The organism is Paracidovorax wautersii (assembly GCF_900113035.1).
Taxonomy (GTDB): domain Bacteria; phylum Pseudomonadota; class Gammaproteobacteria; order Burkholderiales; family Burkholderiaceae_C; genus Paracidovorax; species Paracidovorax wautersii.
Genome location: NZ_FONX01000005.1, coordinates 259,407 through 283,476, shown reverse-complemented (window position 1 = coordinate 283,476; position 24,070 = coordinate 259,407). Strand labels below are relative to the sequence as shown.

Sequence of the window (24,070 nt, the reverse complement as noted above, 5' to 3'; positions counted from 1 at the left end):
GCCGGCATGCGGGCCATCCTATCCGTGCGAAATTGCTTGGACAATGGAAAATCGCGCACCATGGCTTTGCAAAATTGCACGGCTTGCAAACGAAACCACCCGGGAGACGACACGGCATGGACTGGGACAACCTGCGCTACTTCCTCGAACTCGCCCGCAGCGGCACCCTGGCCGCCGCGGCGCGCCGCACGGGCGTGGAGCACACCACGGTGTCGCGCCGCATCCAGGCGCTGGAAAAGCAGCTGGGCGCAGCGCTCTTCGCCCGCGAGGCCGGCGGACACCGCCTGACCGAAGCCGGCCGCCAGCTGCTGCCGGCGGCCGAGGCCATGGAAACCGCCGTGCTGGGCGTGGAGCGCGCCGTGCCCGCTGCGGGCGGCGGCCCCACGGGCGTGGTCCGGGTGGGCGCCACGGAGGGCTTCGGCACGCTGATCCTGGCGCCGCAGCTGGCCCGTCTCACGCAGAAGCACCCGGGCCTGACCATCGACCTGCTGGCCCTGCCGCGCATGCTGCACCTGAGCCGGCGCGAGGCCGACATCGTCATCTCGCTGGAACGGCCCACGCGGGGCTCGGTCATCGTCACCCGGCTGGCCGACTACACGCTGCGCCTCTACGGCCAGCGCGAATACCTGGCCCGCCGCCCGCTGATCCGCACGCGCGACGACCTGCGCCACCACGCCTTCGTGAGCTATGTGGACGACCTGCTGTTCACCAAGGAGCTGCAGTTCCTCGACGCCCTGCACCCGCCCGAGCGCTTCGCCCTGCGCAGCACCAGCATCACCGCGCAGTACGAGGCCGTGCGCGCCGGCGCCGGCCTGGCCGTGCTGCCGGCCTTCATGGCGGACCGGGACCCGGTGCTGGCGCGGGTGCTGCCGGAGGAAGCGCGCTTCACGCGCACGTTCTGGATGAGCATGCCGGGGGAGTCCAAGCACCAGGCGCGGATGCAGGCGGTGTGGCAGTTCCTGAAGGAAGCCGGGCATGGCCACATGGAGCTATTGAATCCGGTCTGAAAGACGCCGAAGGCCGCATTGGGCGACCGGATGGCGAAGCGGGTTGGCTCGCTATCGGAGCCTTCACAACTCAGTGCTGAGCGACTGCACGCCCTTAGAATTCCGCGGCGCGAAATTTGCGGCGAGCGGCAAAAGGAAGCCATTTCCTTCTGCTGCAGGCCCTTTCGACGCGACGGCATGACAAATCAATCACCAATAAGTCCTTATGTGGGGGAGCTATGAAGAAACTCATCTTTTCCGTTGTCGCCTTGGCCGCTTTGTCGGGCTGTGCGTACAACGTGTCGCCGTATGGCGCGGCGGTCAGCAACGTGGAGTCGCTCAAGTCGCAGAAGCTCGGTGCGGTGTCGGTCGGCAAGTTCCAGTCGAGCGAGCCTGGCAAGGCATCGATCACCTGCCGCGCTGCAGGCCCTGTCACCGTGTCGCCGAGTTTCGAGACCTATATCGAGAACGCATTCATCGATGAGCTCAAGCTCGCGGGTGCCTACAACCCCAGCTCGCCCCTCGTGCTGACCGGCAAGCTCGAGAAGATCGATTTCAGCTCCGGCATATCGGATGGCAACTGGTCGTTCACGCTGGTGCTGAGCAATTCGCGTGGCGAGAGCTTCACCACCCAGTCGATTTTCGGCTTCTCTGGCAGCTTCGTGGCCGACAAGGCGTGCCAGGAAGTCGCCCAGGCATTCGGCCCGGCCGTGCAGAAGCTGGTGGGCGATGTGGTCCGCAACCCGAAGTTCCGGCAGATCGCCAACCCCTGAGCGTGCTTGCCGATGCGCGAGGGCAGGGCCTGCGGGCCCGGCGATGCGTGTCGTGCGCACTCCGGCGCCATGTGAATGCGCAAGCCGGAAATTGTGAAGGATCGACCGGCCAAGCCCCTATGATCCACGCCTTCGCGCCTTTCGAGGCCGTTGCCTTTTGATCGTTTCTTTTCTGTGCTCGGCGCGCTGCGGGGTAGATGCCCCTCACGCGCTGCAGCGTCTTGTCTCAGCTTCTGCGGAGTTCCCTTCATGAAACACCCAGCCCCGCCAGCCGGCCAGGGCTCGCACGGTCACGACGACCTGCAGCGCAACCTCACCAACCGCCACATCCAGCTCATCGCCATCGGCGGTGCCATCGGCACCGGCCTCTTCATGGGTTCGGGCAAGACGATCAGCCTGGCCGGCCCCTCCATCGTTTTCGTGTACGCCATCATCGGCATGGTGCTGTTCTTCGTGATGCGGGCCATGGGCGAGCTGCTGCTGTCCAATCTGCAATACAAGTCGTTCATCGATTTCTCGGCCGACCTGCTGGGCCCCTGGGCGGGCTTCTTCACGGGCTGGACCTACTGGTTCTGCTGGATCGTGACCGGCATCGCCGACGTGATCGCCATCTCGGCCTATACGCAGTTCTGGTTCCCCCATCTGCCGCAGTGGGCGCCGGCGCTCGGCTGCGTGGGCCTGCTGCTCTCGCTCAACCTGCTGACGGTGAAGCTCTTCGGCGAGATCGAGTTCTGGTTCGCCATGGTCAAGATCATCGCCATCGTGGCGCTGGTGGGCACGGGCATGTACATGGTGGGCACGTCCTTCCAGTCGCCCGGCGGCCACACGGCGACGCTGGCGCATCTGTGGAACGACGGCGGCATGTTCCCGCACGGCGTCATGGGCTTCTTCGCGGGCTTCCAGATCGCCATCTTCGCGTTCGCGGGCATCGAGCTGGTGGGCACGACGGCCGCCGAGGCCAAGGACCCGGAGCGCACGCTGCCGCGCGCCATCAACTCCATTCCGCTGCGCATCATCGTGTTCTACGTGCTGGCGTTGGTCGCCATCATGTCCGTCACGCCCTGGCGCGAGGTGGTGCCGGGCAAGAGCCCGTTCGTGGAGCTGTTCGTGCTGGCCGGCCTGCCGGCGGCGGCGGGCGTCATCAACTTCGTGGTGCTGACCTCGGCGGCCTCGTCGGCCAACAGCGGCGTGTTCTCCACCAGCCGCATGCTCTTCGGCCTGGCGCTCAAGGGCGATGCGCCCCGGTCCTTCGCGCGTCTTTCGAGCAGCAGCGTGCCGTCGCGCGGGCTGCTGTTCTCGTGCGCCTGCCTGCTGCTGGGCGCCTTCCTGATGTGGGTGGTGCCCGATCTGGTGGAGGCGTTCACGCTGGTGACGACCGTGTCGGCCATCCTCTACATGTTCGTGTGGTCGCTGATCCTGCTGTCCTATATCGCCTACCGCCGCAAGCGCGCCGCGCTGCATGCGGCGTCGAAGTACAAGATGCCCGGCGGCGTGGCCCTGTGCTGCGTGTGCCTGGCCTTCTTCGCCGGGGTGATGGTGCTGCTCTCGTTCGAGACCGACACCCGCCAGGCGCTGGTGGCGACGCCCGCCTGGTTCGTGCTGCTGGCCGTGGCCTACCAGTTCGTGCGCCGGCGCGCGGACCGGGGCGGCTGATCCGGATTGCTATGAAGTTCATAGCTGCCAGTGCTTGATGGAAGAGCGCTGGCGGCTTGTTTCGTCAGTGATTTGCTGGCGCACACCAGGCCGCGCCATCTAGCCCTCTCTCGCCACCTCGTGAGCGGTGGCTCCGGCTGGCGTCAGACCAGCAGCTGCAGCAGCAGATGCGGTTGCAGCGGCTTGCCTAGATGCGCGTCGAAGCCCGCGGCCAGCGCGCGTTCGCGGTCCTGCGGACGGGCGAAGGCGGTGAGGGCGACGGCGCGCAGCCGGTCCGGGCGGCCTGCGGCGGCTTCACGTTCGCGGATGGCCGCGATCAGCTGGTAGCCGTCCTTGCCCGGCAGGCCGATGTCGCTCACCAGCAGGTCGGGCCACTGGCGGTCCAGCTCCTGCAGCGCGGCGTCGTAGTTCTCCACCGAGCGCACGCGCGCACCCTGGTCGCTGAGCACGATGCCCAGCATCTCGCTGGTGTCGGCGTTGTCTTCCACCACCAGGATGTCCTTGTCCTGCAGCCGGCGCTGACTGCCGTCGTCGAGAAGCACGCTGTCGCTCGCCGCGCTCGCGTCCGTGGTGTGGCTGTGCTCGTCGGGCGCCACCAGCAGGCGGGCGCGCATGGTGCTGCCCTGGCCCGGGCCGGCGCTTTCGGCCTGGATCTGGCCGCCGTGCAGCTCGACCAGATGCTTGACGATCGACAGGCCCAGCCCCAGCCCGCCGTGCGTGCGGTTGTTGGGCGGCCCGCTCTGCGTGAAGCGGCCGAAGAGGTGGGGCAGGAATTCGGGCGCGATGCCCATGCCTTCGTCCTGCACCACGACCGTGAGCTCGTCGCCCTCGCGCTGCATGGCGATGCGCACGGTGCTGCCGGCTTCCGAGAACTTGATGGAGTTGGTGACCAGGTTCCAGATGATCTGCTGGAAGCGCGTGGCGTCCAGCCAGGCGGGGGTGCCGGCGTTGTGGCGGTCGAGCACGATGGCGATCTTCTTCGCGTCGGCGGTCTCGCGCACGGCGTCGAGCGAGATCAGCGCCAGCTCCACCGGGTCGGCCCATTCGCGGTGCAGCCGCAGCTTGCCCGAGGCGAGGCGCGAGACGTCGAGGATGTCCGAGATGATGCGGCTTTGCGCCTGCACGCCGCGCTCGATGGCGCTGATGCCCCGCGCCAGGGTGTCGGGCGTGACGCCGGGGCGCTTGAGCATGTGGGCCCAGCCGGTGATGAGGGTGAGCGGCGTGCGCAGCTCGTGCGAGAGCACGGCGACGAAGTCGTCCTTGGTGCGGCTGTGGCGCTCGGCCAGCACGCGGGCGGCCTGCTCGCGTTCCAGCACTTCCTCGTGCCGGCGTTCGAGCTCGATGCGCTCGGTCAGGTCCTTGGCGATGCCGATGCGAACGCCCGGCTCCACCGGCTCGGACATGCTCCAGTCCAGCGGCAGCTGGTGGCCGTCGCCGCGCAGCAGGGGCAGCTCGCCGTGCCAGGCGCTGGCGGTGGGGGCGCAGGTGCGCTCCTGCACGAATTCGCGCCACACGGGGGCGGCGAGCGCCGCCACGGGCGTGCCGATCAGGCTCTCGGCGGGGCGCTGCAGCAGGGCGGCCGCGGCGGGGTTCACGTCGGTGAAGACGCCGCGCTCGTCGATCAGCATCATCGCGACGGGGGCCTGGTCGTAGATCGCGCGGAAGCGGTTCTGGCTGCTGCGCAGCTTGTCTTCGGCCAGCCGCGCGCGGATCAGCGCCTGCAGCGTGGCGATCAGCAGCGGCGGCTCCACCGGATGCACCATGTAGGCGTCGGCCCCGGCGTTCAGGCCCGCCACCCGGTGCTCGCTCTGCACATAGGCGGCCGAGAGGTGGACGATGGGCATGAAGGTGGTGCGCGGATCGCCGCGCAGCGCCCGGCAGACGTCGAAGCCGCTCATGTCCGGCAGGTGGACGTCGAGCACCACGGCGGCGATGCCGGTGCCGGCGAGCGCCAGGGCCGCGCCGCCGCTGTCGGCCTCTTCGGTCAGGAAGCCGGCCGCGCGGATCACGCGGGCGGTGGAATAGCGCGTGGCGGGGTTGTCATCCACCACCAGCACCGTGTGGCGGCTGCGGTCGATGGTGGGGGCGATGATTCCGGAGTTCGGCATGGCGTTCAGCATCGACGGGGTGCGGAGACGGCAGGAGCGGGCGCGCAGGCTTCCATGGCACTGGTGGAGTCGCTCGCATCGATGTGGATGGGGCCGGCGTCGTCGGCTGCGCCCGGGGCCTTGCCGGTCGGCGCTGCGGCCTGGGGCAGGCGCACGGGCAGGGTGACGGAGAACTCGGAGCCTTCGCCCAGCGTGCTGCGCACGTCCACCACGCCGCCGAGCAGGGTCGCCAGCTGGCGCGAGAGCGCCAGGCCCAGTCCCGAGCCGCGCAGGTGGCGCTGCACGGGCGAATCCACCTGGGAGAAGTCGTTGAACAGCGAGGCCAGGTGTTCCTGCGCAATGCCGATGCCGGTGTCCGACACGGCGAAGCGCACGCGCTCGCCGCCGTCCAGCAGCCGCACCGAGACGCGCACCTCGCCCTGCGCCGTGAACTTGAGCGCGTTGGAGATGAAGTTGCGCAGGATCTGCGAGAGCTTGCGGTCGTCGGTGTAGAGGCGCGGCAGCCCTTCGGCCTCCTCGAACACCAGGTTCAGCCGGGCATTGCCCAGCACCGGCTTGAACATGCCGCGCAGGGCGGAGAAGAGGTCCACCATCTCGAACCATTCGGCGGAGATGTCGAGCCGGCCGGCCTCGATGCGGGCCAGGTCCAGCAGGTCGTCCACCATGTCGGCGAACTCTTCCGCCGTGGTCTGCACGAAGCGCACCTGCAGCTCCTGCTCGGGCGTGAGCGGGCCGTCCACGCGGTCGAGCAGCAGCCGGGTGATGCTGCGGATGGCGCCGATGGGCGTGCGGAACTCATGGCTCATGTAGGAGAGGAAGCGGCTCTTGAGCTCGGTCGCCTGGCGCAGTTCCTCGGCCTGCTGGTCCAGGTCGGCATAGAGGGCGACCACGCCGCGGTTGGTCTCTTCGAGCTCCGCGCGCAGGGCATCGGCGTCCGCGCGGCTCTGCTCCAGCTGCTCGCGCAGCTCGGCCTCGCTGGCGCCGCCGGGAAGATGCTTGTCGGTGTCGGTCACGCGGGTTCCTCTTGTTTCAGTACCACCACGGTGGTGTCGTCGCGGCCGCGCGTGTGCGTCCAGGCCAGCGCCGCGGCCAGCAGCGTGGGGTCGCGCGGCAGCAGCGCCACCAAGGGGGCTGAGGGCCAGCGTGAGGCCACGCCATCGGTGTGCAGCAGCACCAGGGCATGCCGGGGCAGGGCGTGGGTGCTGGCCTCCGTGCGGCGCATCTGCACGCCGGCCGTGCCGTGCGGGGTGATGAGGCCCTGGTCGAACACGCCCGAGAGCACCCGCCCCAGGATGTTGCCCGCGCCGCTGTAGCGCAGCACGGCATCGGCCGGCACGTGCGCGGCGAACACGGCGCCGCCACGGGTGCCCTGCATGGCCTGGTGGACCTGCCCCATCAGGCCGGGCAGGGGCGTGAAGGGAGCGCTCGCGAAGGCCTCCAGCGCCGCGCGGGAGGCGGCAGCGGCTTCCGGGCCGTGGCCCAGCCCGTCGCTGACCAGGAGGGCGACTTCGCCTTCCTGCTCGGCCAGCGCCCAGCCGTCGCCGCAATGCGTTTCGCCCGGCGCGGGCAGGCACACGGCACCCAGCCGGGCGCCGATGGGCGGGCGGGCCACGCCTGCGGGCCGCATGCGCGCCAGCACCAGCGAGCCGGCCGGGGAGGAATGCACGTCGAAGTCGCTCGCCATGCGGCGCACGGCGCCCAGGCCGGTGCCGGGCGAGCCCGAGCCGGTGGAGACGCCGTCGGTCAGCGAGCGCTGCACGTCGGGCATGCCGGGGCCGCGGTCGAGCGCGATGACTTCCACTTCCTGCCACGCCGGGTTGAACGCGATCCAGAGCTGGCCGCCCACCGCGTGGCGCATGAGGTTGGAGCCCAGCTCGGTCACGATCAGCGAGAGCTGGCCGGCCTCGACGTCGTTCCAGCCCCAGTCCGCGATGGTGTGCGCGCAATGGCGGCGCGCCTCGCCGACGCAGCTCGCGTCGGTGACGGGGAAGCTGCGGTGCGTCCAGCCGGTGATCACTTCCACTTGGTGATGCTCACGCGGGTGCCCTGGCCGGGGGCGGTGTCGATATGGAATTCGTTGACCAGCCGCTTGCTGCCGGGCAGGCCCAGGCCCATGCCCTTCTTGGTGGTGTAGCCGTCGGTCATGGCCATGCCGACATCGACGATGCCCGGGCCCTCGTCCTCGAAATGCAGGCGCAGGCCCTGGCGCGCGCCCGCTTCGACCCATTCCCAGCGCATGTGGCCGCCGCCGCCGTGGATCAGCGTGTTGCGCGACAGCTCGCTGGCGGCGGTGACCATCTTGGTCTGGTCCACCAGCGAGAGCTTGAGCGCCTGGCAGAGGCTGCGCACCATCTGCCGGCTTGCGACGATGTGCTGTTCGGATGCGAGCGGCAGCGTTCCGCTGCGGTCAGCGGGCGCCAAGATCGGCCTCCTCGGCGCGGCGCAGCACGGCCATGCCGCGCTCCACGTTGAGCGCGGTCTTCACGCCGTCGAGCGACAGGCCCAGCTCCACCAGGGTGATGGCCACCGCCGGCTGCATGCCGACCACCACCGTGTGCGCCGAGAGGATGCGGGCGATGCCCGAAATGCTGGCCAGCATGCGGCCTACGAAGGAATCGACGATCTCCAGCGCGGAGATGTCGATCATCACGCCGGTGGCGCCGGTCTTGGCGATGCGCTCTGCGAGGTCGTCCTGCAGTGCCAGGGCGGTCTGGTCCTGCATGTCCACCTGGATGGTGACCAGCAGGGTCTTGCCCATGCGGAGGATTGGAACGCGGTCCATCGGGTGCCTCGCGTCAGTCCGCGCGGCGGGCGACCTGCCAGCCGGTGCGGTGCAGCGCCAGGCGCAGGGCGTCGGCCAGCGTGGCCTTGGTGCCGATGCCGTCCAGGTCGATGCCCAGGTGCACGATGGTCTGCGCGATCTGCGGGCGGATGCCGCTGATGATGCAGTCCGCGCCCATCAGCCGGATGGCGGTGACGGTCTTGAGCAGATGCTGTGCGACCAGCGTGTCCACGGTGGGCACGCCGGTGATGTCGATGATCGCCAGCTCCGCCTCGGTCTCGACGATGCGCTGCAGCAGCGTTTCCATCACGACCTGGGTGCGGTTGCTGTCCAGCGTGCCGATCATGGGCACGGCGAGCACGCCGTCCCAGAGCTTCACGACGGGGGTGGAGAGTTCGAGCAGCTCTTCCTGCTGGCGCACGATGATGTCTTCGCGCGCCTGCTGGAAGGTGGTGACGGTGTGCTGGGCCATCTGGTCCACCAGCAGGGTGGCCGTCCAGAGGGCGTCCACCAGGGCGTCCGGCGTGCTTGCGAGCTGCTTTTGCAGCGCCGAGAAGAACGGACGCTTGAGCGCCTGCACGAAGACGCTGGTCGCCCCGGCGCTCTGGCCCTGCGCGGCGCGCGAGCGGGAGAAGTCGGACAGCGCCTGCTGCACGGCGCTCCAGCCCGGGGCGCTGCCGAAGTGTTCCGGATTTGCCCCGCTCTGCAGCGCGCCGTTGAGCGCGCGCAGGATTTCCGCGGCTTCGGACTGGGCGCTGCGGCCCAGGGTGGAATCGCCTTTGCGGGCTTCGTCCAGCCAGCGCTGAAGGAGGGCGGCAGGGTCCTCGTTGCGCAAGATGTCTTGGATGTGTTGGTTCATATAAGCGTGAAAGATCAACATGCGCTGCGGTGCCTGCGCCGTCCCGTCAGGGGCGGTGCCACGGGGCCCGGGGTCCTGTCGGACAGCCGGTTTCATTGTAGGTTCGTAACCACCCGTTTCTAACGCGCTGCGGCGCCGAACGCGTAGGGCAAAACCGCATTCTTCGGTTCGGACCGATGGGATGGCCCGCATTCGGGGTGGTGGGCATGAAACGTGCGGGTTACGCACCAACGAAAACGGCGCCCCTGGGGGCGCCGTCGGTCCACTGGCCGCCGTGGGATGGCGGCCTGGGGTCAGATCCTGCCCATGAGGAGCAGTACCAGCAGGATCACCACGACCAGGCCGATGCCGCCGCTGGGACCATAGCCCCACGAGCGGCTGTGGCCCCAGGTGGGGAGTACGCCGACCAGGATCAGGATCAGGATGATGAGCAGCAGCAGGGAGATCGACATGGTGGCGTCCTTCGTTGTTGGGGGTGTGCCCCGGCACGCTGGCGGCCGGGGGTGGCGAGATGCCTGCCTGCATTCTTCGCAGCCGCCCCCGCGCCGGTTCGCAGGCGGCGCGCGGGCCTGCGTGTCATCCGATACCGACAGCTGAGGCCGCTCAGCCCTCGGCGCCGTCGTCTTCCGTCTCGCCCAGGAAGCCCCCGCTCTGGTGGCCCCAGAGCCGCGCATAGACGCCGCCGCGCGCCAGCAGCTGCGCGTGCGTGCCTTCCTCGATGATGCGGCCCGCATCCAGCACGATGAGCCGGTCCATCGCGGCGATGGTGGACAGGCGGTGGGCGATGGCGATCACGGTCTTGCCCTGCATCAGTCCGTCCAGGCTCTGCTGTATGGCGGCTTCCACTTCGGAATCGAGCGCGCTGGTGGCCTCGTCGAGCAGCAGGATGGGCGCGTCCTTGAGCATCACGCGGGCGATCGCCACGCGCTGGCGCTGGCCGCCCGAGAGCTTCACGCCGCGCTCGCCCACATGGGCGTCGTAGCCGCTGCGGCCCTGCAGGTCGGTGAGGGTGCGGATGAAGTCCTCCGCCTCGGCGCGGCGCGCGGCGGCATGCATCTGCGCGTCGGTGGCGTCGGGCCGGCCGTAGAGGATGTTGTCGCGCATGGAGCGGTGCAGCAGGGAGGTGTCCTGCGTGACCATGCCGATGTGCTGGCGGAGGCTGTCCTGCGTGACGTGGGCGATGTCCTGCCCGTCGATCAGGATGCGCCCGCCGTTCAGGTCGTGAAAGCGCAGCAGCAGGTTGACCAGCGTGGACTTGCCCGCGCCGGAGCGGCCGATGAGGCCGATCTTCTCGCCCGGGCGGATGGTCAGGTTCAGGTCGTCGATGACCGGGCGGCCGTTCTGGTAGCCGAAGCGCACGTTCTCGAAGCGCACCTCGCCCTGGGCCACGGCCAGCGGGCGGGCATCGGGCGCGTCCAGCACGGTGCGCGGGCGGGTCAGCGTGTTGATGCCGTCCTGGATGGTGCCCACGCTCTCGAAGAGGGTGGTCATCTCCCACATCACCCAGTGGGCGTGGCCCGAGACGCGCAGCGCCATGGCGGTGACGGCGGCCACCGCGCCCGCGCCCACCTGGCCTTGCGACCAGAGCCAGAGCGCCGTGCCGCAGGCGCCCAGGATCATGGCCACCACGAGGATGTGGTTGACGATCTCGAACTGGCTCACCAGGCGCATCTGCGCATAGCCCGTCTGCTTGAAGGCATCCATGGCCGAGCGGGCGAATTCCGCCTCGCGCCGGGTGTGCGAGAACAGCTTGACGGTGGCGATGTTGGTGTAGGCGTCGGTGATGCGCCCGGTCATCACCGAGCGCGCATCCGCCTGCGCCTTGCCGACGCGGCCCAGGCGCGGCACGAAGTACCAGCAGGCCAGGCCATAGCAGACGATCCAGGCCAGGAAGGGCAGCAGCAGCCGCACCTCGAAGCCCGCGGCCAGCGCGAGGATGGTGAAGAGATAGACGCCCATGCCCACGACCACGTCGGTGGTCGTGAAGATCATGTCGCGCACGGCGAGCGCCGTCTGCATGATCTTGGTGGTGATGCGGCCCGCGAACTCGTCGGCATAGAAGGCCATGCTCTGGCCCAGCATCAGCCGGTGGAAGTTCCAGCGCAGCCGCAGCGGGAAGTTGATGGCCAGCGCCTGGTGCTTGACGCTGGTCTGCAGCGCCACCAGCACGATGCTGGCCACGAGCATGCCGACCACCCACAGCAGCAGCGTGCCGCGCTCGTCCCAGAAGCGCGCGGCCGGCACGTCGCTGATCCAGTCCACCAGCCGGCCCAGCACGGCGAAAAGCAGCGCCTCGTACACCGCGATCGCGGCCGACAGGCCCGTCATCGCGATGACGTAGCCCCGCAGCCCGCGCGTTCCGGCCCAGACGAAGGCCATGAAGTCCTTGGGCGGCACGGTGGGCTCGCCGGCGGGGTAGGGAGGAACGCGTTTTTCGAAGAAGCGGAACAGCACGGGTCGATGACTCCAGGGAGAGCGTCCTGGCGATGGACGGGGCCTGCATGTTACGGGCGGGCGGCCGGGCGCGCCCAGGGCGGCCGCCATGTCCCCACTCGCGCCGGGCGTGGATCAGCGATAGACCACGGTGATGCGCGGCACCGCCTTCACGCCCGGCTGGCGCGCGAGGAAGTCGGCCAGAAAGGTGGTGAGGCTCTTCTCGCACAGCGCCAGCACGGCGGGCTCGGCCGCCATGGCCTGGCCTTGCGCCAGGGCGCGGCGAGCGGCCTCCTGCTGCAGCAGCACGATGGCGGCCTGCTCGTCGGTGAAGAGCCCGCCGGAGAGCACGCGATGGCGCAGATGGCTCACGGCCGGCGTCGCCACCAGGGTGGGGCGCGCCAGATGCACCTCCAGCCCCTGGGTCGTGGCCTTGAGCGTGTAGCTGCCCGGCCGCAGGTCGTAGCCGAAGGCGTATTCGGCCGTGTACCAGATGGCGACCACGCCCGTCGAGTGCAGGCCGAGCACCGACTTCTCCACGATCTGCGTGGCGCCTTCCTCGCGCACCACGGTGGCCGTCAGCAGCTTCATCTGCTCGGCCAGCGTGTTCTGGCCAGCGGTGAGGTAGGTGGTGTAGCGCGTGTAGCCCAGCAGCTGCTCCTGCGTGCTGACCACCTCGCGCTGCAGCGCCGCGACTTCGCCTTGCGTGGCGCGCCACTGCGCCTGCGCCCACCAGCCGCCGGCCAGGGCCGCCAGAAAGGCCAGCGCCAGCGCGGTGACGCAGAAGGATGCGGAACGTATTGGCATCGTGTTTGCTATCGAAAAAGAAGCTGCAGGCCCAGGTCTGGCGGGCGCGATCGGTCTTTGCGAGGCCTTTATGAGGCCCTTGCGCGATGGCTACTGGAGCGGCAGCACCGCCACGGCGACGGTGGCCGTGCCCAGTGCCAGGTTCACGCCCACCCAGGTGCGGATGGATGCCAGCGCCCGGCCGCCCGCAGGCCAGTCGGCCGCCTGCGTGGCCGCGCGCAGGCGCGGGTAGAGCGCCCAGCGGATGTGGCCGAAGATGGCGATCATCACCAGCCCCAGCGTGGCCATCAGCGTCCAGGACAGCGGCATGGCGAAGCTGCCGCCGGCCTGCACCACGGTCTTGGCGGTGCGGCCGACCATCCAGAGGCCGGTGGCCAGCATCACCGCCGCCGCCACGGCCACGGCGCGGAAGAAGCGCTGCAGCACCGCCTGCATCAGCGGCAGGCGGACGGGCGGCTCCAGCGCCAGCGCGGCGGGCCGCAGGAAGAAGTGCGCGAAGACCATGCCGCCGATCCAGACGATGGCGGCCAGGAGATGGGAGAGCTTGAGCAGGGCGTAGAGCATCGGCGGGGCGGTCGCTGGTGAGGGAAGGGAGCGGAGCCGCAGCACGATACCAGCAGCCCGTGGCAGCCCTGCGGCGGCCAAAGCCCCGGGCTCGCCGGGTCATTGCTCTCGCAATGCAATAATGCAAATCACTCGTATTCACAAGCTTCATCGACATGGCCACGAACGCCGTTCCACGCCGCCAGATCGTCTCGCGCATCGCCGCCGGCGTGCTGGGCGGCTACGTCTTCACCTGGGGCTTCATCGCGCTGTCGATCGCTCTGCTGTTCGCCGCGCGGCTGGACTTCCACGACGCCGAGGCCCTGGGCGGCATCCTGGGCCTGCTGCTCTTTCTCGTCGTGTTCCTGTGGGCGTTCGCCGCAGCCAGCGTGGCGCGGGTGTGGCTGGTGCTGGCGGGCGGCGGGGCGCTCATGACCGGGGCGGCCTGGCTGGTGCAGCGCGCCATTCTCTGACGCGGCAAAGGAAACCTTGCGATGTTCAACAACTTCCGGCTGTCTATGGCCTGGCTGCACACCTGGTTCGGCCTGGTGCTGGGCTTCGTGCTCATGGCGGTGTTCTTCTTCGGCTCGCTCTCGGTGTTCGACCGCGAGATCGATCGCTGGGCGATCCCCGAAACCCGCTTCGCGCCGCAGCCCATGCCGTCGTTCGACCGCATGCTGCTGCCCGCTTTCAAGGCCATGCGGCCCGATGCCGCACAGATCGAGCAGGCCAGGAGCCGCATCGACGGGCCCATGGCGCGGGAGTTCCCCGTCGTCAAGAGCTGGGGCGCCTACACCACCCACCGCGATCCGGTGCTGAGCCTCTTCGCCAGCTACGAGCTGCCCGGCGCGAAGGACCCGGAGGACGAGATCTGGGGCACGCGCACCATCGACCCGCGCACCGGCCAGGCCCTGCCCGACGACCAGCTCAAGATCGGCAGCCAGTTCTTCTACCCGCTGCACTACAGCCTGAACCTGAACTGGATGAGCCTGGGCACCTGGATCGTCGGCTTCGCCGCGCTGGTGATGCTGGCGGCGCTGGTGAGCGGCGTGGTCATGCATCGCAAGATCTTCCGCGAGCTGTTCACCTTCCGGCCCCGCAAGAACACCCAGCGCAGCGTGCTGGACCTGCACAACCTCACGGGCGTGGTCGCGCTGCCGTTCCACTTCATCTTCGCTTTCTCCGGCCTGGTGATCTTCGCCGGCACCTACTTCCCGGTCACGCACACGCAGCTGGAGCCGCTGCACGAATTGCATGAGCAGCATGAAGCCGCCGAGACCGGCCTGCCGCACGACCGTGCGGGCGTGGCCGGGCCGCTGGCCTCGGTCGATGCGATGGTGGCCGAGGCGCGGCGGCGCTGGGCGGCGGCCGGCAAGGCGGGCGACGTGGGCTTCCTGACAGTGCGGCACGTGGGCGACGCCAACAGCTACGTGAGCGTCTATCGCGCCGGCACCGACCGCATCGCGCTGGTGGGCGACGGCATCCACTTCAAGGCGGCGACCGGCGAGGTGCTGCGCGAAGACCCGCCGCTCACGGCCGTGGCGAGCGTGAACACCTTCCTCACCGGCCTGCACCTGCAGCACTTCCGCCACTGGCTGCTGCGCTGGTTCTACGTGCTGGGCGGCCTCTCGGGCTGCGCCTGCATCGCCACCGGCTTTCTGTTCTTCGTCGAAAAGCGCAAGCGCCAGCACGCCCAGCAGGGCCGTAGCGGCGCGCGCTGGGTCGATGCCTTCGCCGTGACGAGCGTGACGGGCATGGTGGTCGCCGCGCTGGCCATGCTGGTCGCCAACCGGCTGCTGCCGGCCGAGATGCCCGCGGGCTGGCCGGGCAAGGGCGCCTGCGAGCAATACGTCTTCTGGGGTGCATGGGTGGTGGCTTGGCTGCATGGCGCGTGGCGCACGGCCCCGGTCGCCGAGGCGCGGCTGGCGCCCGCCTGGCGCGAGCAGTGCTGGGCCATCGCCGTGCTGGCCGTGGCCGCCGTGCTGCTGAACTGGCTGACCACCGGCGACCACCTGCTGCGAACCCTCGCGCAGGGCTACTGGCCGGTGGCCGGGCTGGACTTGGCCTTGCTGGCCTGCGCCACCATCGCCGCGCTGGTAGCCTTGCGGCTGCGCAGGCGCGAGGCGGCGGGGCAGGGCGCCGTGCCTAGCCCTGCTGCGGGAGCCGTCCATGCGTGACGCGCTGCTGCTGGCCCTCGCGCTGGGTTCGAGCCTTCTCGGCATGGGCTGGCTGGCCCTCTCGCTGGACTCCCACTGGGAACAGGTGCGTGGCCCCGGCGCACCGCCTCCGCGCCGCATGGTGGTGATGCTGCGCTGGCTGGGCGCGGCCGCGCTGGCCGCATCGCTGGGCCTGTGCCTGGCCGTGGACCACGCATCAATGGCCTCGCTGGTGTGGGTCATGACGCTGGCCGGCGCCGCGCTGGCCGTGGCGTTCGCGCTCGCCTGGCGGGCCCGCTGGCTCCGCCCGCTGGTGGCCTGGGCCGGGCAGGGGGACTCGATCGGTCCGTGAGTCGCCCCAGCTGCACCAAAGCGTGCCGGATTGCCGCTATCCTTGATGCCTTGTCGTAGAAGAGGCTGATGCGCTTGGAGCATCAGCCCGCACTGCGCTTGTCGTCGCCCCGGCATTCGCCAGGGCTTGTTCCCCGGCACCCCAGGTGCAGCAGACGCCCTCGCCATGACCCTTCTTGCCCTTCAGCGCGTCCAGCCCCGGCTTTGGTTGCCGGGCGTGGTCGTCGCCGCATTGGGCCTGCTGGGCAGCTTCTTGCTGTGGAACCAGCAGCAAGCTTCGGTCGAGGCCATTTCCGAGGTCCGCATCGAGCAGGAGACGCGTTCGTTCGCCGAGGCGCTGGAACTGCGCCTGGGCGCCAACGTGGAACTGCTCAACGGCATGCGCACCCTGTTCGTGCTGAACCCGCGCATCGGCCACGGCGACTTCGCTCGGGCGGTGCAGGACCTGAACCTGCAGCGCAGCCACGCCGGCGTGACCGACCTGAGCTTCGTGCGCTACGTGCCCCGACATGAACTGGCCGATTTCGAGGCGCGGACGCGCGAGGCCGTGTCCGGCGGGACGTTCACCGTCCATCCGCCCGGTGTGCGCGCCGCCTACTACGTGATCGAATACCTGTGGCCTACGCAGGGCGGCAGCCTGCTGGGCCTGGACATCGCCGCCGGCCGGCCCGCCGATGCCGAAGCCTTCCTGCGCAGCCGCGCCACGGGCGTGGTGGCGGCTTCCGGGCCGCTGGAAGTCGGCACGGCGCCGCATCGCGCCATGGCCATCACACTGCGCGCGCCGGTGTTCGCCAGTGCCTCCGGCGATGCGCAGCCCTCCGACGGTGCCCGCCGTTTCATCGGCGCCTTGGGCGCCACGATCCAGATCCGGGCGCTGGTGGACGCGCTGCGCAGCGAGGGCTATCTGAGCGGCATGCGCCTGGGTATCCAGGACCGGGGCCTGGCCGGCAGCGCACCAGCCGCCCAGCCGAGCACCTTGCTGCCGCTCGAAGGCGGCGAGCCCGCATCCGCCCAGCGCTACGAGCGCATGGCCCAGATCGGCGGGCGCACGTGGCAGATGGCCTTCTATCCGGATCGCGATTTCCTCTCCGATTCGGAGCGCCAGATGCCCTGGCTGGTGGGCCTGGGCGGGCTGCTGGTGACGGCCCTGCTCACCGCGCTGGTCGTGCTGCTGGTGCGGCGGCGGGCGCAGGCGCAGGACCAGGCCCTGGCGGCGCAGAGCGCGCGCACCGACAGCGAGGAGCGCTTTCGCACCGTCTTCAACCAGGCGGCGGTGGGCGTGGCGCAGACCTGCACCACCACCGGCGAGCTGGTGCGCGTGAACCAGAAGTTCTGCGACATCGTGGGCTATTCCGCCGAAGAGCTGCAGTCCATGCGCTTCGAGCATTTCACGCATCCGGACGACCTGGAGGCCGATCTCGAACTCACGCGGCGCATGCATCGCGGCGAGCTGCCCGAGTTCCGCCTGGAAAAGCGCTACGTGCGCAAGAACGGCGAGATCATCACGGTCGATCTCAACGTCTCGCCCATGCGTTCGAGCAACGGCTCGTCGGACTTCCACATCGCGGCCGTGCAGGACATCTCCGCGCGCAAGGGCATGGAGGCGGCGCTGCGCGACAGCGAGCAGCGCCTCCTGGGCATCCTCAACCGCATGCCGGTCGGCGTCTGCCTGGTGCAGTCGGACGGCACCATCGCCTTCCGCAACGAGCGCTTCACGCAGATCTGCGGCTATGCCGAGGACGAGACCCCCGACGTGCATGCCTGGTGGAGAAAGCTCTTCCCCGATTCGCTGCAGCGGGCCGCCGCGCGCGAGCGCTGGCGTTCGCAGCGGCGCCTGGGCCTGCAGGCCGACGGCGACATTCCGGCCCGCGAATACACCATCACCGACAAGGACGGACACAGCCGCACCATCGAGGCCTCCGGCGCGCTGCTGGGCGATGCCCACATGCTGACCATGGTGGACCTGAGCCAGCGCAAGGCCGACGAGGAAGAGATCCGCTACCTCGCCTACTACGACCCGCTCACCCGCCTGCCCAACCGGCGCCTGCTGGTGGACCGGCTGCAGCAGGCCCTGGGCGCGAGCGCCCGCCGCCAGCGCTGCGGCGCGCTGCTGATGCTGGACCTGGACAACTTCAAGACGCTGAACGAGACCCGCGGCCACGACAAGGGCGACATGCTGCTGCGCGAGGTCGGCCAGCGCCTGCGCGGCTGCGTGAGCAGCGAGGACACCGTGGCCCGCCACGGCGGAGACGAATTCGTCGTGGTGCTGGAAGACCTGGGCGACAACCTGCAGGAGGCCGCCGCCCATGCCGAGGACATCGGCCAGCGCATTCTGGGCGCGCTGCGCGAGCCCTTCATGCTGGACGGACAGGCGCACCACAGCACGCTCAGCATCGGCGTGACCGTGTTCCAGGGCCAGCGCGAGTCGGCCGACGAACTCATCAAGCGCGGCGACCTGGCCATGTACCAGGCCAAGGCCGCCGGGCGCGACCGGCTGCAGTTCTACGACCCCCAGATGCAGGCGCTGGTGGCCGCGCGCGCGGCGCTGGAGGTGGACATGCGCACCGGGCTGCGCCAGGGCCAGTTCGAGCTCTTCTACCAGCCGCAGGTGGTGCAGGGCCGCATCACCGGCGCAGAAGCCCTGCTGCGCTGGCGCCATCCGCAGCGCGGCTTCGTCTCGCCGGGCGAATTCATTCCGCTGGCCGAGGATTGCGGCCTGATCCTGCCGCTGGGCGAATGGGTGCTGCAGGACGCCTGCGCGCGCCTGGCGCAGTGGGCGCAGCGCCCGGGCCTGAGCCACCTGAGCCTGTCGGTCAACGTGAGCCCTCGCGAATTCCACCAGAGAGGCTTCGTCGCCCAGGTGCTGCAGGCGCTGGCCAGCACCGGCGCCGACGCGCGGCACCTCAAGCTGGAGCTGACCGAGGGCCTGCTGCTGCAGGACGTGGAGGACACCATCGACAAGATGGGCCAGCTGCGCGCGTATGGCGTGGGCTTCTCGCTGGACGATTTCGGCACCGGCTATTCGTCGCTGGCCTACCTCAAGCGCCTGCCGCTCGACGAGCTCAAGATCGACCAGATCTTCGTGCGCGACGTGCTCACCGACCCCAACGACGCGGCCATCGCCCGCACCATCGTCGCTCTGGGCACCAGCCTGGGCCTGCGGGTGACGGCCGAGGGCGTCGAGACCAAGGAGCAGCGCGCCTTCCTGGAGCGGGCCCACTGCCACGCCTGGCAGGGCTATCTGCTGAGCGCGCCGCTGGTGGCCGTGGCGTTCGAGGACCTGGTCCTCGCCCGCGGCGACGTGCCGATCTGACTCCCGGCCGGCCCCGTCCCCGTGCGCACCTTCGCCCTCTACCTCGTCACGGCCCTGGCCGAGATCATCGGCTGCTACCTGCCCTGGCTGTGGCTGCGCCAGGGCCGCAGCGCCTGGCTGCTGGTGCCCGCGGCGGCCAGCCTGGCGCTCTTCGCCTGGCTGCTCACCCTGCACCCGGCGGCGGCGGGGCGCGTCTATGCGGCCTATGGCGGGGTCTATGTGGCCGTGGCGCTGGCCTGGCTCTGGGCGGTGGATGGCGTGCGCCCCGGGCCCTGGGACTGGCTGGGTGCCGCCGTCACGCTGGCGGGCATGGCGATCATCGCTTTCGCGCCCCGGGCCGGCTGACGGCGCGGCGGCCGGGCCAGGCAACTATTGTTTTCATAGCGGCTCGCGCTTGGCGGGCAAGCGCTGCGGCCCGATCGGGCAGGGCAGGGGGAATGCGGGGCTCGCCACAGCGCCACGGTATCATCGGGAGCTAGCCGGCCCTGGGGCCGCCGCTCGCCCCGTCACTTTCCACCCGCCATTCGCCGCCCACCGCACCGTGCGCCTCAACTCGATCAAACTCGCCGGCTTCAAGTCGTTCGCCGAGCCCACCAACTTCATGCTGCCGGGGCAGCTGGTGGGCGTGGTCGGTCCGAACGGCTGCGGCAAGTCCAACATCATGGACGCGGTGCGCTGGGTGCTGGGCGAGAGCAAGGCCAGCGAACTGCGCGGCGAGTCGATGCAGGACGTGATCTTCAGCGGCACCACCACCCGCAAGCAGGCCAGCCGCGCCAGCGTGGAGCTGGTCTTCGACAACGCCGACCACCGCGCCGGCGGGCAGTGGAACCAGTACGAAGAGATCGCCGTCAAGCGCGTGCTCACGCGCGACGGCAACAGCAGCTACTACATCAACAACCAGGCCGTGCGCCGCCGCGACGTGCAGGACGTGTTCCTGGGCACCGGCCTGGGCCCGCGCGCCTACGCCATCATCGGCCAGGGCACCATCAGCCGCATCATCGAGTCGCGCCCCGAAGAGCTGCGGCTCTTCCTCGAAGAGGCCGCGGGCGTCTCCAAGTACAAGGAACGTCGGCGCGAGACCGAGAACCGCCTGGCCGGCACGGCCGAGAACCTCACGCGGGTCGAAGACATCCTGCGCGAACTCAACGCCAACCTCGATCGCCTGGAAAAGCAGGCCGAGGTGGCCGCCAAATACAACGCGCTGCAGGCCGACGTCACGCTCAAGCAGCACCAGCTCTGGTTCCTGAAACGCGCCGACGCCGAGGCCGAGCAGAACCGCGTGCGCACCGAAGGCCTGCAGGCCGTGAACGATCTCGAATCGCGCATGGCCGACCTGCGCGCCGTCGAGGCCGACCTGGAAACCATCCGCCAGGCGCACTACACGGCGGGCGATCTGGTCAACCAGGCACAGGGGCGCCTCTACGAAGCCACGGCCGAGGTCGGCAAGCTCGAAGCCGAGATCCGCTACGTGGTCGAGGGCCGCCAGCGCGTGGAGACCCGGCTGGCGCAGCTGGCCGAGCAGATCGCCCAGTGGTCCGCCCGCAAGGACGACGCCGAGGCCGAGATGGAAACGCTCGCCGCCGGTGGCGTCGATGCCGAAGAGCGCGCCGAGCTGCTGGCCGCCCAGGTCGAGGAACAGGCCATGCAGCTGCCCGACCTCGAAGACGCGCTGCGCCGCGCCCAGCAGGCCGCGGCCGACCAGCGCGGCGCCGTGGTGCAGGTGCAGCAGCAGATCGGCGTGCTGGCCGCCGAGCAGCGCAGCATCGACGAGCAGAGCCGCCAGCTGGACGTGCGCGAAGAGCGCCTGCGCACCGACCGCAACGCCCTGGCCGCGCCCGACGAAGCGCGCCTGGCCCAGCTGCAGGAAGAATTCGCCGCCGCGCAGGAAGCCGCCGAAACCGCCGAGGCCCGCCATGCCGAGCTGCAGGACGCCGTGCCCCAGCTGGACGACGACCGCCGCGCGCGCCAGCAGGCCGTGAACCAGGAAAGCGCCCGCCAGGCCGAACTCTCGGCCCGGCTGGAGGCGCTCAAGGCGCTGCAGGAAAAGGTCAAGACCGACGGCAAGCTCCAGCCCTGGCTGGCCCGCCACGGGCTCGACGGCCTGCAGGGCCTCTGGAGCCGCATCCATATCGAAACCGGCTGGGAGAACGCGCTCGAAGCCGCACTGCGCGAGCGCCTGGGCGCGCTCGAAGTCGGGCGCCTGGAGATGGTGCGCGGCTTCCTCGGCTCGGGCGCGCAGGACGCGCCGCCCGCCCGGCTGGCCTTCTACAGCCCCGCCGGTGCCGATGCCGCCGCGCCGGCTCCCGCCGCACCCGGCGCCGCGCCGCGCCTGTCGGACCTGCTGCGTGTGCCCGACGCCGCCCTGCGCGCCGTGCTGGTGGACTGGCTGCACGGTTGCGGCACCGCGCCCACGCTCGAAGACGCGCTGGCGCGCCGCACGCAGTCGCCGCTCGCGCCCGGCGAGGTGATCTACGTCCCCAGCGGCCATGCCGTGAGCGCGCACGGCGTGAGCTTCTATGCGCCCGACTCCGAACAGTCCGGCCTGCTGGCCCGGGCGCAGGAGATCGAATACCTCGAAAAGGAAGTGCGCGCCCAGCAGCTGATCGCCGAAGAATCCCGCGCCGCCCTGGTGCGCGCCGAGGCCGCCTATGCCGACGCCGCGCAGCGCCTGGTCGCCGCCCGGCGCGAAGCCGCAGACACCCAGACCCGCGCCCACACGCTGCAGGTCGAGACCCTGCGCCTTTCGCAGCTGGCCGAACAGACCCGGGCGCGCAGCGAGCAGATCGGCGCCGACCTGGCCGAGGTCGAGGCCCAGCTGGCCGACCTGCAGGAGCGCCGCGTGACGGCCGAGGCCCGCTTCGAGGAGCTGGACATGCAGCTCGCCGACAGCCAGGAGCGCCACGCCCAGCTGGACGAGCGCGTGATCGAGGCCGAACGCAAGCTGGCCGAATGCCGCGAGCAACAGCGCACGCTGGAGCGCCAGGCGCAGGAAGCCACCTTCTCGCAGCGCAGCCTGGAGGCGCGCCGCGCCGAGCTGGCCCGCACCATCGACACCGCCCGCCAGCAGGCTGCCGCCCTGGCCGACGAAGACCAGCGCGCCCGCGAGGAGATGGGGCGCCTGTCGGCCGCCGCCGCGCAAGGCGGGCTGCAGCAGGCGCTGGAACTGAAGATGGAGCGCGAAAAGGCCCTGGGCGCGCAGCGCAGCGAATACGACGAACTCACGGCCCGCCTGCGCGCCAGCGACGAGCGCCGGCTGCAGCTCGAACGCGCGCTCGATCCGCTGCGCCAGCGCATCACCGACTTCCAGCTCAAGGAGCAGGCCGCGCGCCTGGGCCTGGAGCAATACACCACGCTGCTGGCCGACGCCCAGGCCGATCTGGCCGCCGTGGCCCAGTCCATCGCCGAAGGCAATGTGCGCGCCACCGGCCTGCAGGGCGAGATCGACCGCCTGCACCGCGAGATCGCGGCGCTGGGCGCGGTGAACCTGGCAGCGCTCGACGAGCTGAATCTGGCCCGCGAGCGCAAGACCTTCCTCGACGCGCAGATGGCCGACCTGACCGAGGCCATGCAGACGCTGGAGGACGCGATCCGCAAGATCGACGGCGAAACGCGCCAGCTGCTCTCGGGCACCTTCGACACCGTGAACGGGCATTTCGGCCGCATGTTCCCCGAACTCTTCGGCGGCGGTCAGGCCCGGCTCATCATCACGGGCGACGAGATCCTCGACTCCGGCGTGCAGGTCATGGCCCAGCCGCCGGGCAAGAAGAACCAGACCATCCACCTGCTCTCGGGCGGCGAGAAGGCGCTGACGGCCATCGCGCTGGTCTTCGCCATCTTCCAGCTCAACCCGGCGCCGTTCTGCCTGCTGGACGAAGTCGATGCACCGCTGGACGACGCCAACACCGAGCGCTATGCCAAGCTGGTGGCCAGCATGGCCACGGGCACGCAGTTCCTCTTCATCAGCCACAACAAGATCGCCATGGAAATGGCCGAGCAACTCATCGGCGTGACCATGCAGGAGCAGGGCGTCTCGCGCATCGTGGCTGTGGACATGGAGTCCGCCCTGTCCATGGCCGACTCCTGATTTTTCAGTATCCAGAAGACCGTCTTTTCACCATGAGCAACTTCCAACTCGGTCTCATCATCGCGGGCGGCGTCGTGCTGGCGGCCATCGTGGCCTACAACGCCTGGATGGCCCAGCGCAACGCGCCCAAGCGCCCGGCCCGCCCGCCCGCCGAAGCCGACGGCGCCGCCGAACCCGCGCTGCGGCAGGAGCCGGCCTTCGACGGCCTGGGCGCAGCCGTGCCGGGCGGCCAGCCGCTGGGCGCCGGCACCGAGCCCTCGATGGACGGCCACACCGTGACGCTGGACGACGCGCTGCGCATGCCCGTGCCCCCGCCAGAGCGCCGCGGCGGCCTGGACCCGCTGATCGACGCCATCGCCCCCATGGTGGCCGAGCAGGTCGTCTCGGGCGATGCGGCCCTGGCCGCTTTGCCGCCCACGCGCCGCGCGGGCAGCAAGGCCTTCGCCATCGAAGGCTTCAACGATGTCTCCCAGCAGTGGGAAACGCCCTTGCCCGGCCAGCGCTACACCCACTTCCAGGCCGGCGTGCAGTTGGCCAACCGGCTGGGCGCGCTCAACGAGATCGAGTTCTCGGAGTTCGTCGTCAAGGCCCAGGGCTTCGCCGACGCGGTGAACGCAGCGCCGGACTTTCCCGACATGCTGCATGAGGTGGCCCGCGCCCGCGAACTGGACCAGTTCGCCAGCGACCACGACGCGCAGCTCACCTTCTCGCTGCGCGCGCGCCTGGCGGCCTGGAGCCCTGGCTACGTGCAGCAGAACGCCACGCGCCAGGGCTTCGTGCCGGGCGCCATTCCCGGCCGCCTGGTGCTGCCCGCCAGCACCGGCCCGGGCCTGCCGCCCGCGCTCACGCTGGCCTACGACACCCAGGCCGCGCTCTCGGACGACCCCGAGCAGTCCGCGATCCGCGAGATCACCCTGAGCCTGGACGTGGCCCAGGTCCACCGCGCCGAGCAGCCCTTCCAGCGCCTGCGCGACGTGGCCGCGGCGCTCTGCCAAGCCATGGACGGCGTGCTCTGCGACCAGAACGGCACGCTGCTGCCGGCCATGACCATGGACCCGATCGCGGCCGACCTCGAACTGCTCTACGACAAGCTCGACAGCCGCGAGCTGTCGGCCGGCTCCGCGCTGGCGCGGCGCCTGTTCAGCTGAGCCCAGGGGCGCGGCCCCGTCCCCGTGCGGGCGGCGGCGGCGTCCCCACTGACCTCCTGCAAGCCGGGCTCGCG

20 protein-coding genes are annotated in these 24,070 nt (G+C 70.1%); 10 read left to right on the top strand and 10 right to left on the bottom strand.

Annotation, left to right across the window (positions count from 1 at the left end):
• Positions 1-116: 116 nt before the first annotated feature.
• The 3 genes from BM070_RS10155 to cycA all read left to right on the top strand — a co-directional run bounded on the left by BM070_RS10155 (position 117) and on the right by cycA (position 3,412).
• Positions 117-1,007, top strand: a complete 891-nt coding sequence (locus tag BM070_RS10155; protein WP_092939468.1) for a LysR family transcriptional regulator — start codon at positions 117-119, stop codon at positions 1,005-1,007.
• A gap of 218 nt (positions 1,008-1,225) precedes the next feature.
• On the top strand, positions 1,226-1,759 hold the full coding sequence (locus tag BM070_RS10150; RefSeq protein ID WP_092939467.1) for a hypothetical protein: 534 nt from the start codon (positions 1,226-1,228) through the stop codon (positions 1,757-1,759).
• A 249-nt stretch (positions 1,760-2,008) separates the two neighbouring features.
• Entirely contained in the window at positions 2,009-3,412 is a 1,404-nt protein-coding gene (gene cycA, locus BM070_RS10145; protein WP_092939466.1) for a D-serine/D-alanine/glycine transporter, read from the top strand.
• A gap of 143 nt (positions 3,413-3,555) precedes the next feature.
• On the opposite strand, the gene BM070_RS10140 is transcribed toward cycA, so the two are convergent.
• From BM070_RS10140 to BM070_RS10095, 10 genes are all read right to left on the bottom strand, one after another.
• Positions 3,556-5,520: a hybrid sensor histidine kinase/response regulator gene (locus BM070_RS10140; RefSeq protein ID WP_092939558.1), complete on the bottom strand. Its 1,965-nt coding sequence runs from the start codon at positions 5,518-5,520 to the stop codon at positions 3,556-3,558.
• Positions 5,521-5,525: 5 nt separating this feature from the next.
• Positions 5,526-6,533 carry a sensor histidine kinase gene (locus tag BM070_RS10135; RefSeq protein ID WP_434803182.1) on the bottom strand — a complete coding sequence of 336 codons (1,008 nt, stop codon included), beginning with the start codon at positions 6,531-6,533 and terminating at the stop codon, positions 5,526-5,528.
• Positions 6,530-7,543: an ATP-binding protein gene (locus BM070_RS10130; protein ID WP_092939465.1), complete on the bottom strand. Its 1,014-nt coding sequence runs from the start codon at positions 7,541-7,543 to the stop codon at positions 6,530-6,532. The genes BM070_RS10135 and BM070_RS10130 overlap by 4 nt, the downstream gene beginning before the upstream one ends.
• Positions 7,534-7,941, bottom strand: coding sequence for an anti-sigma regulatory factor (locus tag BM070_RS10125; RefSeq protein WP_245785172.1), 408 nt, complete (start codon positions 7,939-7,941; stop codon positions 7,534-7,536). Before BM070_RS10125 ends, BM070_RS10130 begins: the two co-directional genes overlap by 10 nt.
• Positions 7,928-8,302, bottom strand: a complete 375-nt coding sequence (locus tag BM070_RS10120) for an STAS domain-containing protein (RefSeq protein WP_092939464.1) — start codon at positions 8,300-8,302, stop codon at positions 7,928-7,930. Before BM070_RS10120 ends, BM070_RS10125 begins: the two co-directional genes overlap by 14 nt.
• 13 nt (positions 8,303-8,315) lie before the next feature.
• Positions 8,316-9,161 (bottom strand): STAS domain-containing protein, encoded by an 846-nt coding sequence (locus BM070_RS10115; protein ID WP_092939463.1) that lies wholly within the window; start codon positions 9,159-9,161, stop codon positions 8,316-8,318.
• 293 nt (positions 9,162-9,454) lie between these two features.
• A complete protein-coding gene (locus BM070_RS10110) occupies positions 9,455-9,613 on the bottom strand; it encodes a DUF3309 family protein (protein WP_092939462.1) in 159 nt (52 codons plus the stop codon).
• 151 nt (positions 9,614-9,764) lie between these two features.
• Positions 9,765-11,612 (bottom strand): ABC transporter ATP-binding protein, encoded by a 1,848-nt coding sequence (locus BM070_RS10105; protein ID WP_175518472.1) that lies wholly within the window; start codon positions 11,610-11,612, stop codon positions 9,765-9,767.
• A gap of 117 nt (positions 11,613-11,729) precedes the next feature.
• The gene (locus BM070_RS10100) at positions 11,730-12,401 is read right to left on the bottom strand and encodes a hypothetical protein (protein ID WP_092939460.1); all 672 of its coding nucleotides are present in this window, start codon (positions 12,399-12,401) and stop codon (positions 11,730-11,732) included.
• Between the two features lie 90 nt (positions 12,402-12,491).
• Positions 12,492-12,965, bottom strand: a complete 474-nt coding sequence (locus BM070_RS10095; RefSeq protein WP_092939459.1) for a CopD family protein — start codon at positions 12,963-12,965, stop codon at positions 12,492-12,494.
• Positions 12,966-13,120: 155 nt separating this feature from the next.
• On the opposite strand from BM070_RS10095, the gene BM070_RS10090 reads away from it, so the two are divergent.
• The 7 genes from BM070_RS10090 to BM070_RS10060 all read left to right on the top strand — a co-directional run bounded on the left by BM070_RS10090 (position 13,121) and on the right by BM070_RS10060 (position 23,996).
• The gene (locus BM070_RS10090) at positions 13,121-13,417 is read left to right on the top strand and encodes an iron uptake protein (RefSeq protein WP_092939458.1); all 297 of its coding nucleotides are present in this window, start codon (positions 13,121-13,123) and stop codon (positions 13,415-13,417) included.
• A 21-nt stretch (positions 13,418-13,438) separates the two neighbouring features.
• Positions 13,439-15,121 (top strand): PepSY-associated TM helix domain-containing protein, encoded by a 1,683-nt coding sequence (locus tag BM070_RS10085; RefSeq protein WP_092939457.1) that lies wholly within the window; start codon positions 13,439-13,441, stop codon positions 15,119-15,121.
• Positions 15,114-15,452: a DUF3325 family protein gene (locus BM070_RS10080; RefSeq protein WP_092939456.1), complete on the top strand. Its 339-nt coding sequence runs from the start codon at positions 15,114-15,116 to the stop codon at positions 15,450-15,452. The genes BM070_RS10085 and BM070_RS10080 overlap by 8 nt, the downstream gene beginning before the upstream one ends.
• Positions 15,453-15,617: 165 nt before the next feature.
• Positions 15,618-18,764, top strand: a complete 3,147-nt coding sequence (locus BM070_RS10075; protein WP_092939455.1) for a bifunctional diguanylate cyclase/phosphodiesterase — start codon at positions 15,618-15,620, stop codon at positions 18,762-18,764.
• Positions 18,765-18,785: 21 nt separating this feature from the next.
• Positions 18,786-19,109: a YnfA family protein gene (locus BM070_RS10070; RefSeq protein ID WP_092939454.1), complete on the top strand. Its 324-nt coding sequence runs from the start codon at positions 18,786-18,788 to the stop codon at positions 19,107-19,109.
• A 196-nt stretch (positions 19,110-19,305) separates the two neighbouring features.
• Positions 19,306-22,848, top strand: coding sequence for a chromosome segregation protein SMC (gene smc / locus BM070_RS10065; protein ID WP_092939453.1), 3,543 nt, complete (start codon positions 19,306-19,308; stop codon positions 22,846-22,848).
• 32 nt (positions 22,849-22,880) lie between these two features.
• Positions 22,881-23,996, top strand: coding sequence for a cell division protein FtsZ (locus tag BM070_RS10060; RefSeq protein WP_092939452.1), 1,116 nt, complete (start codon positions 22,881-22,883; stop codon positions 23,994-23,996).
• Positions 23,997-24,070 lie beyond the last annotated feature (74 nt).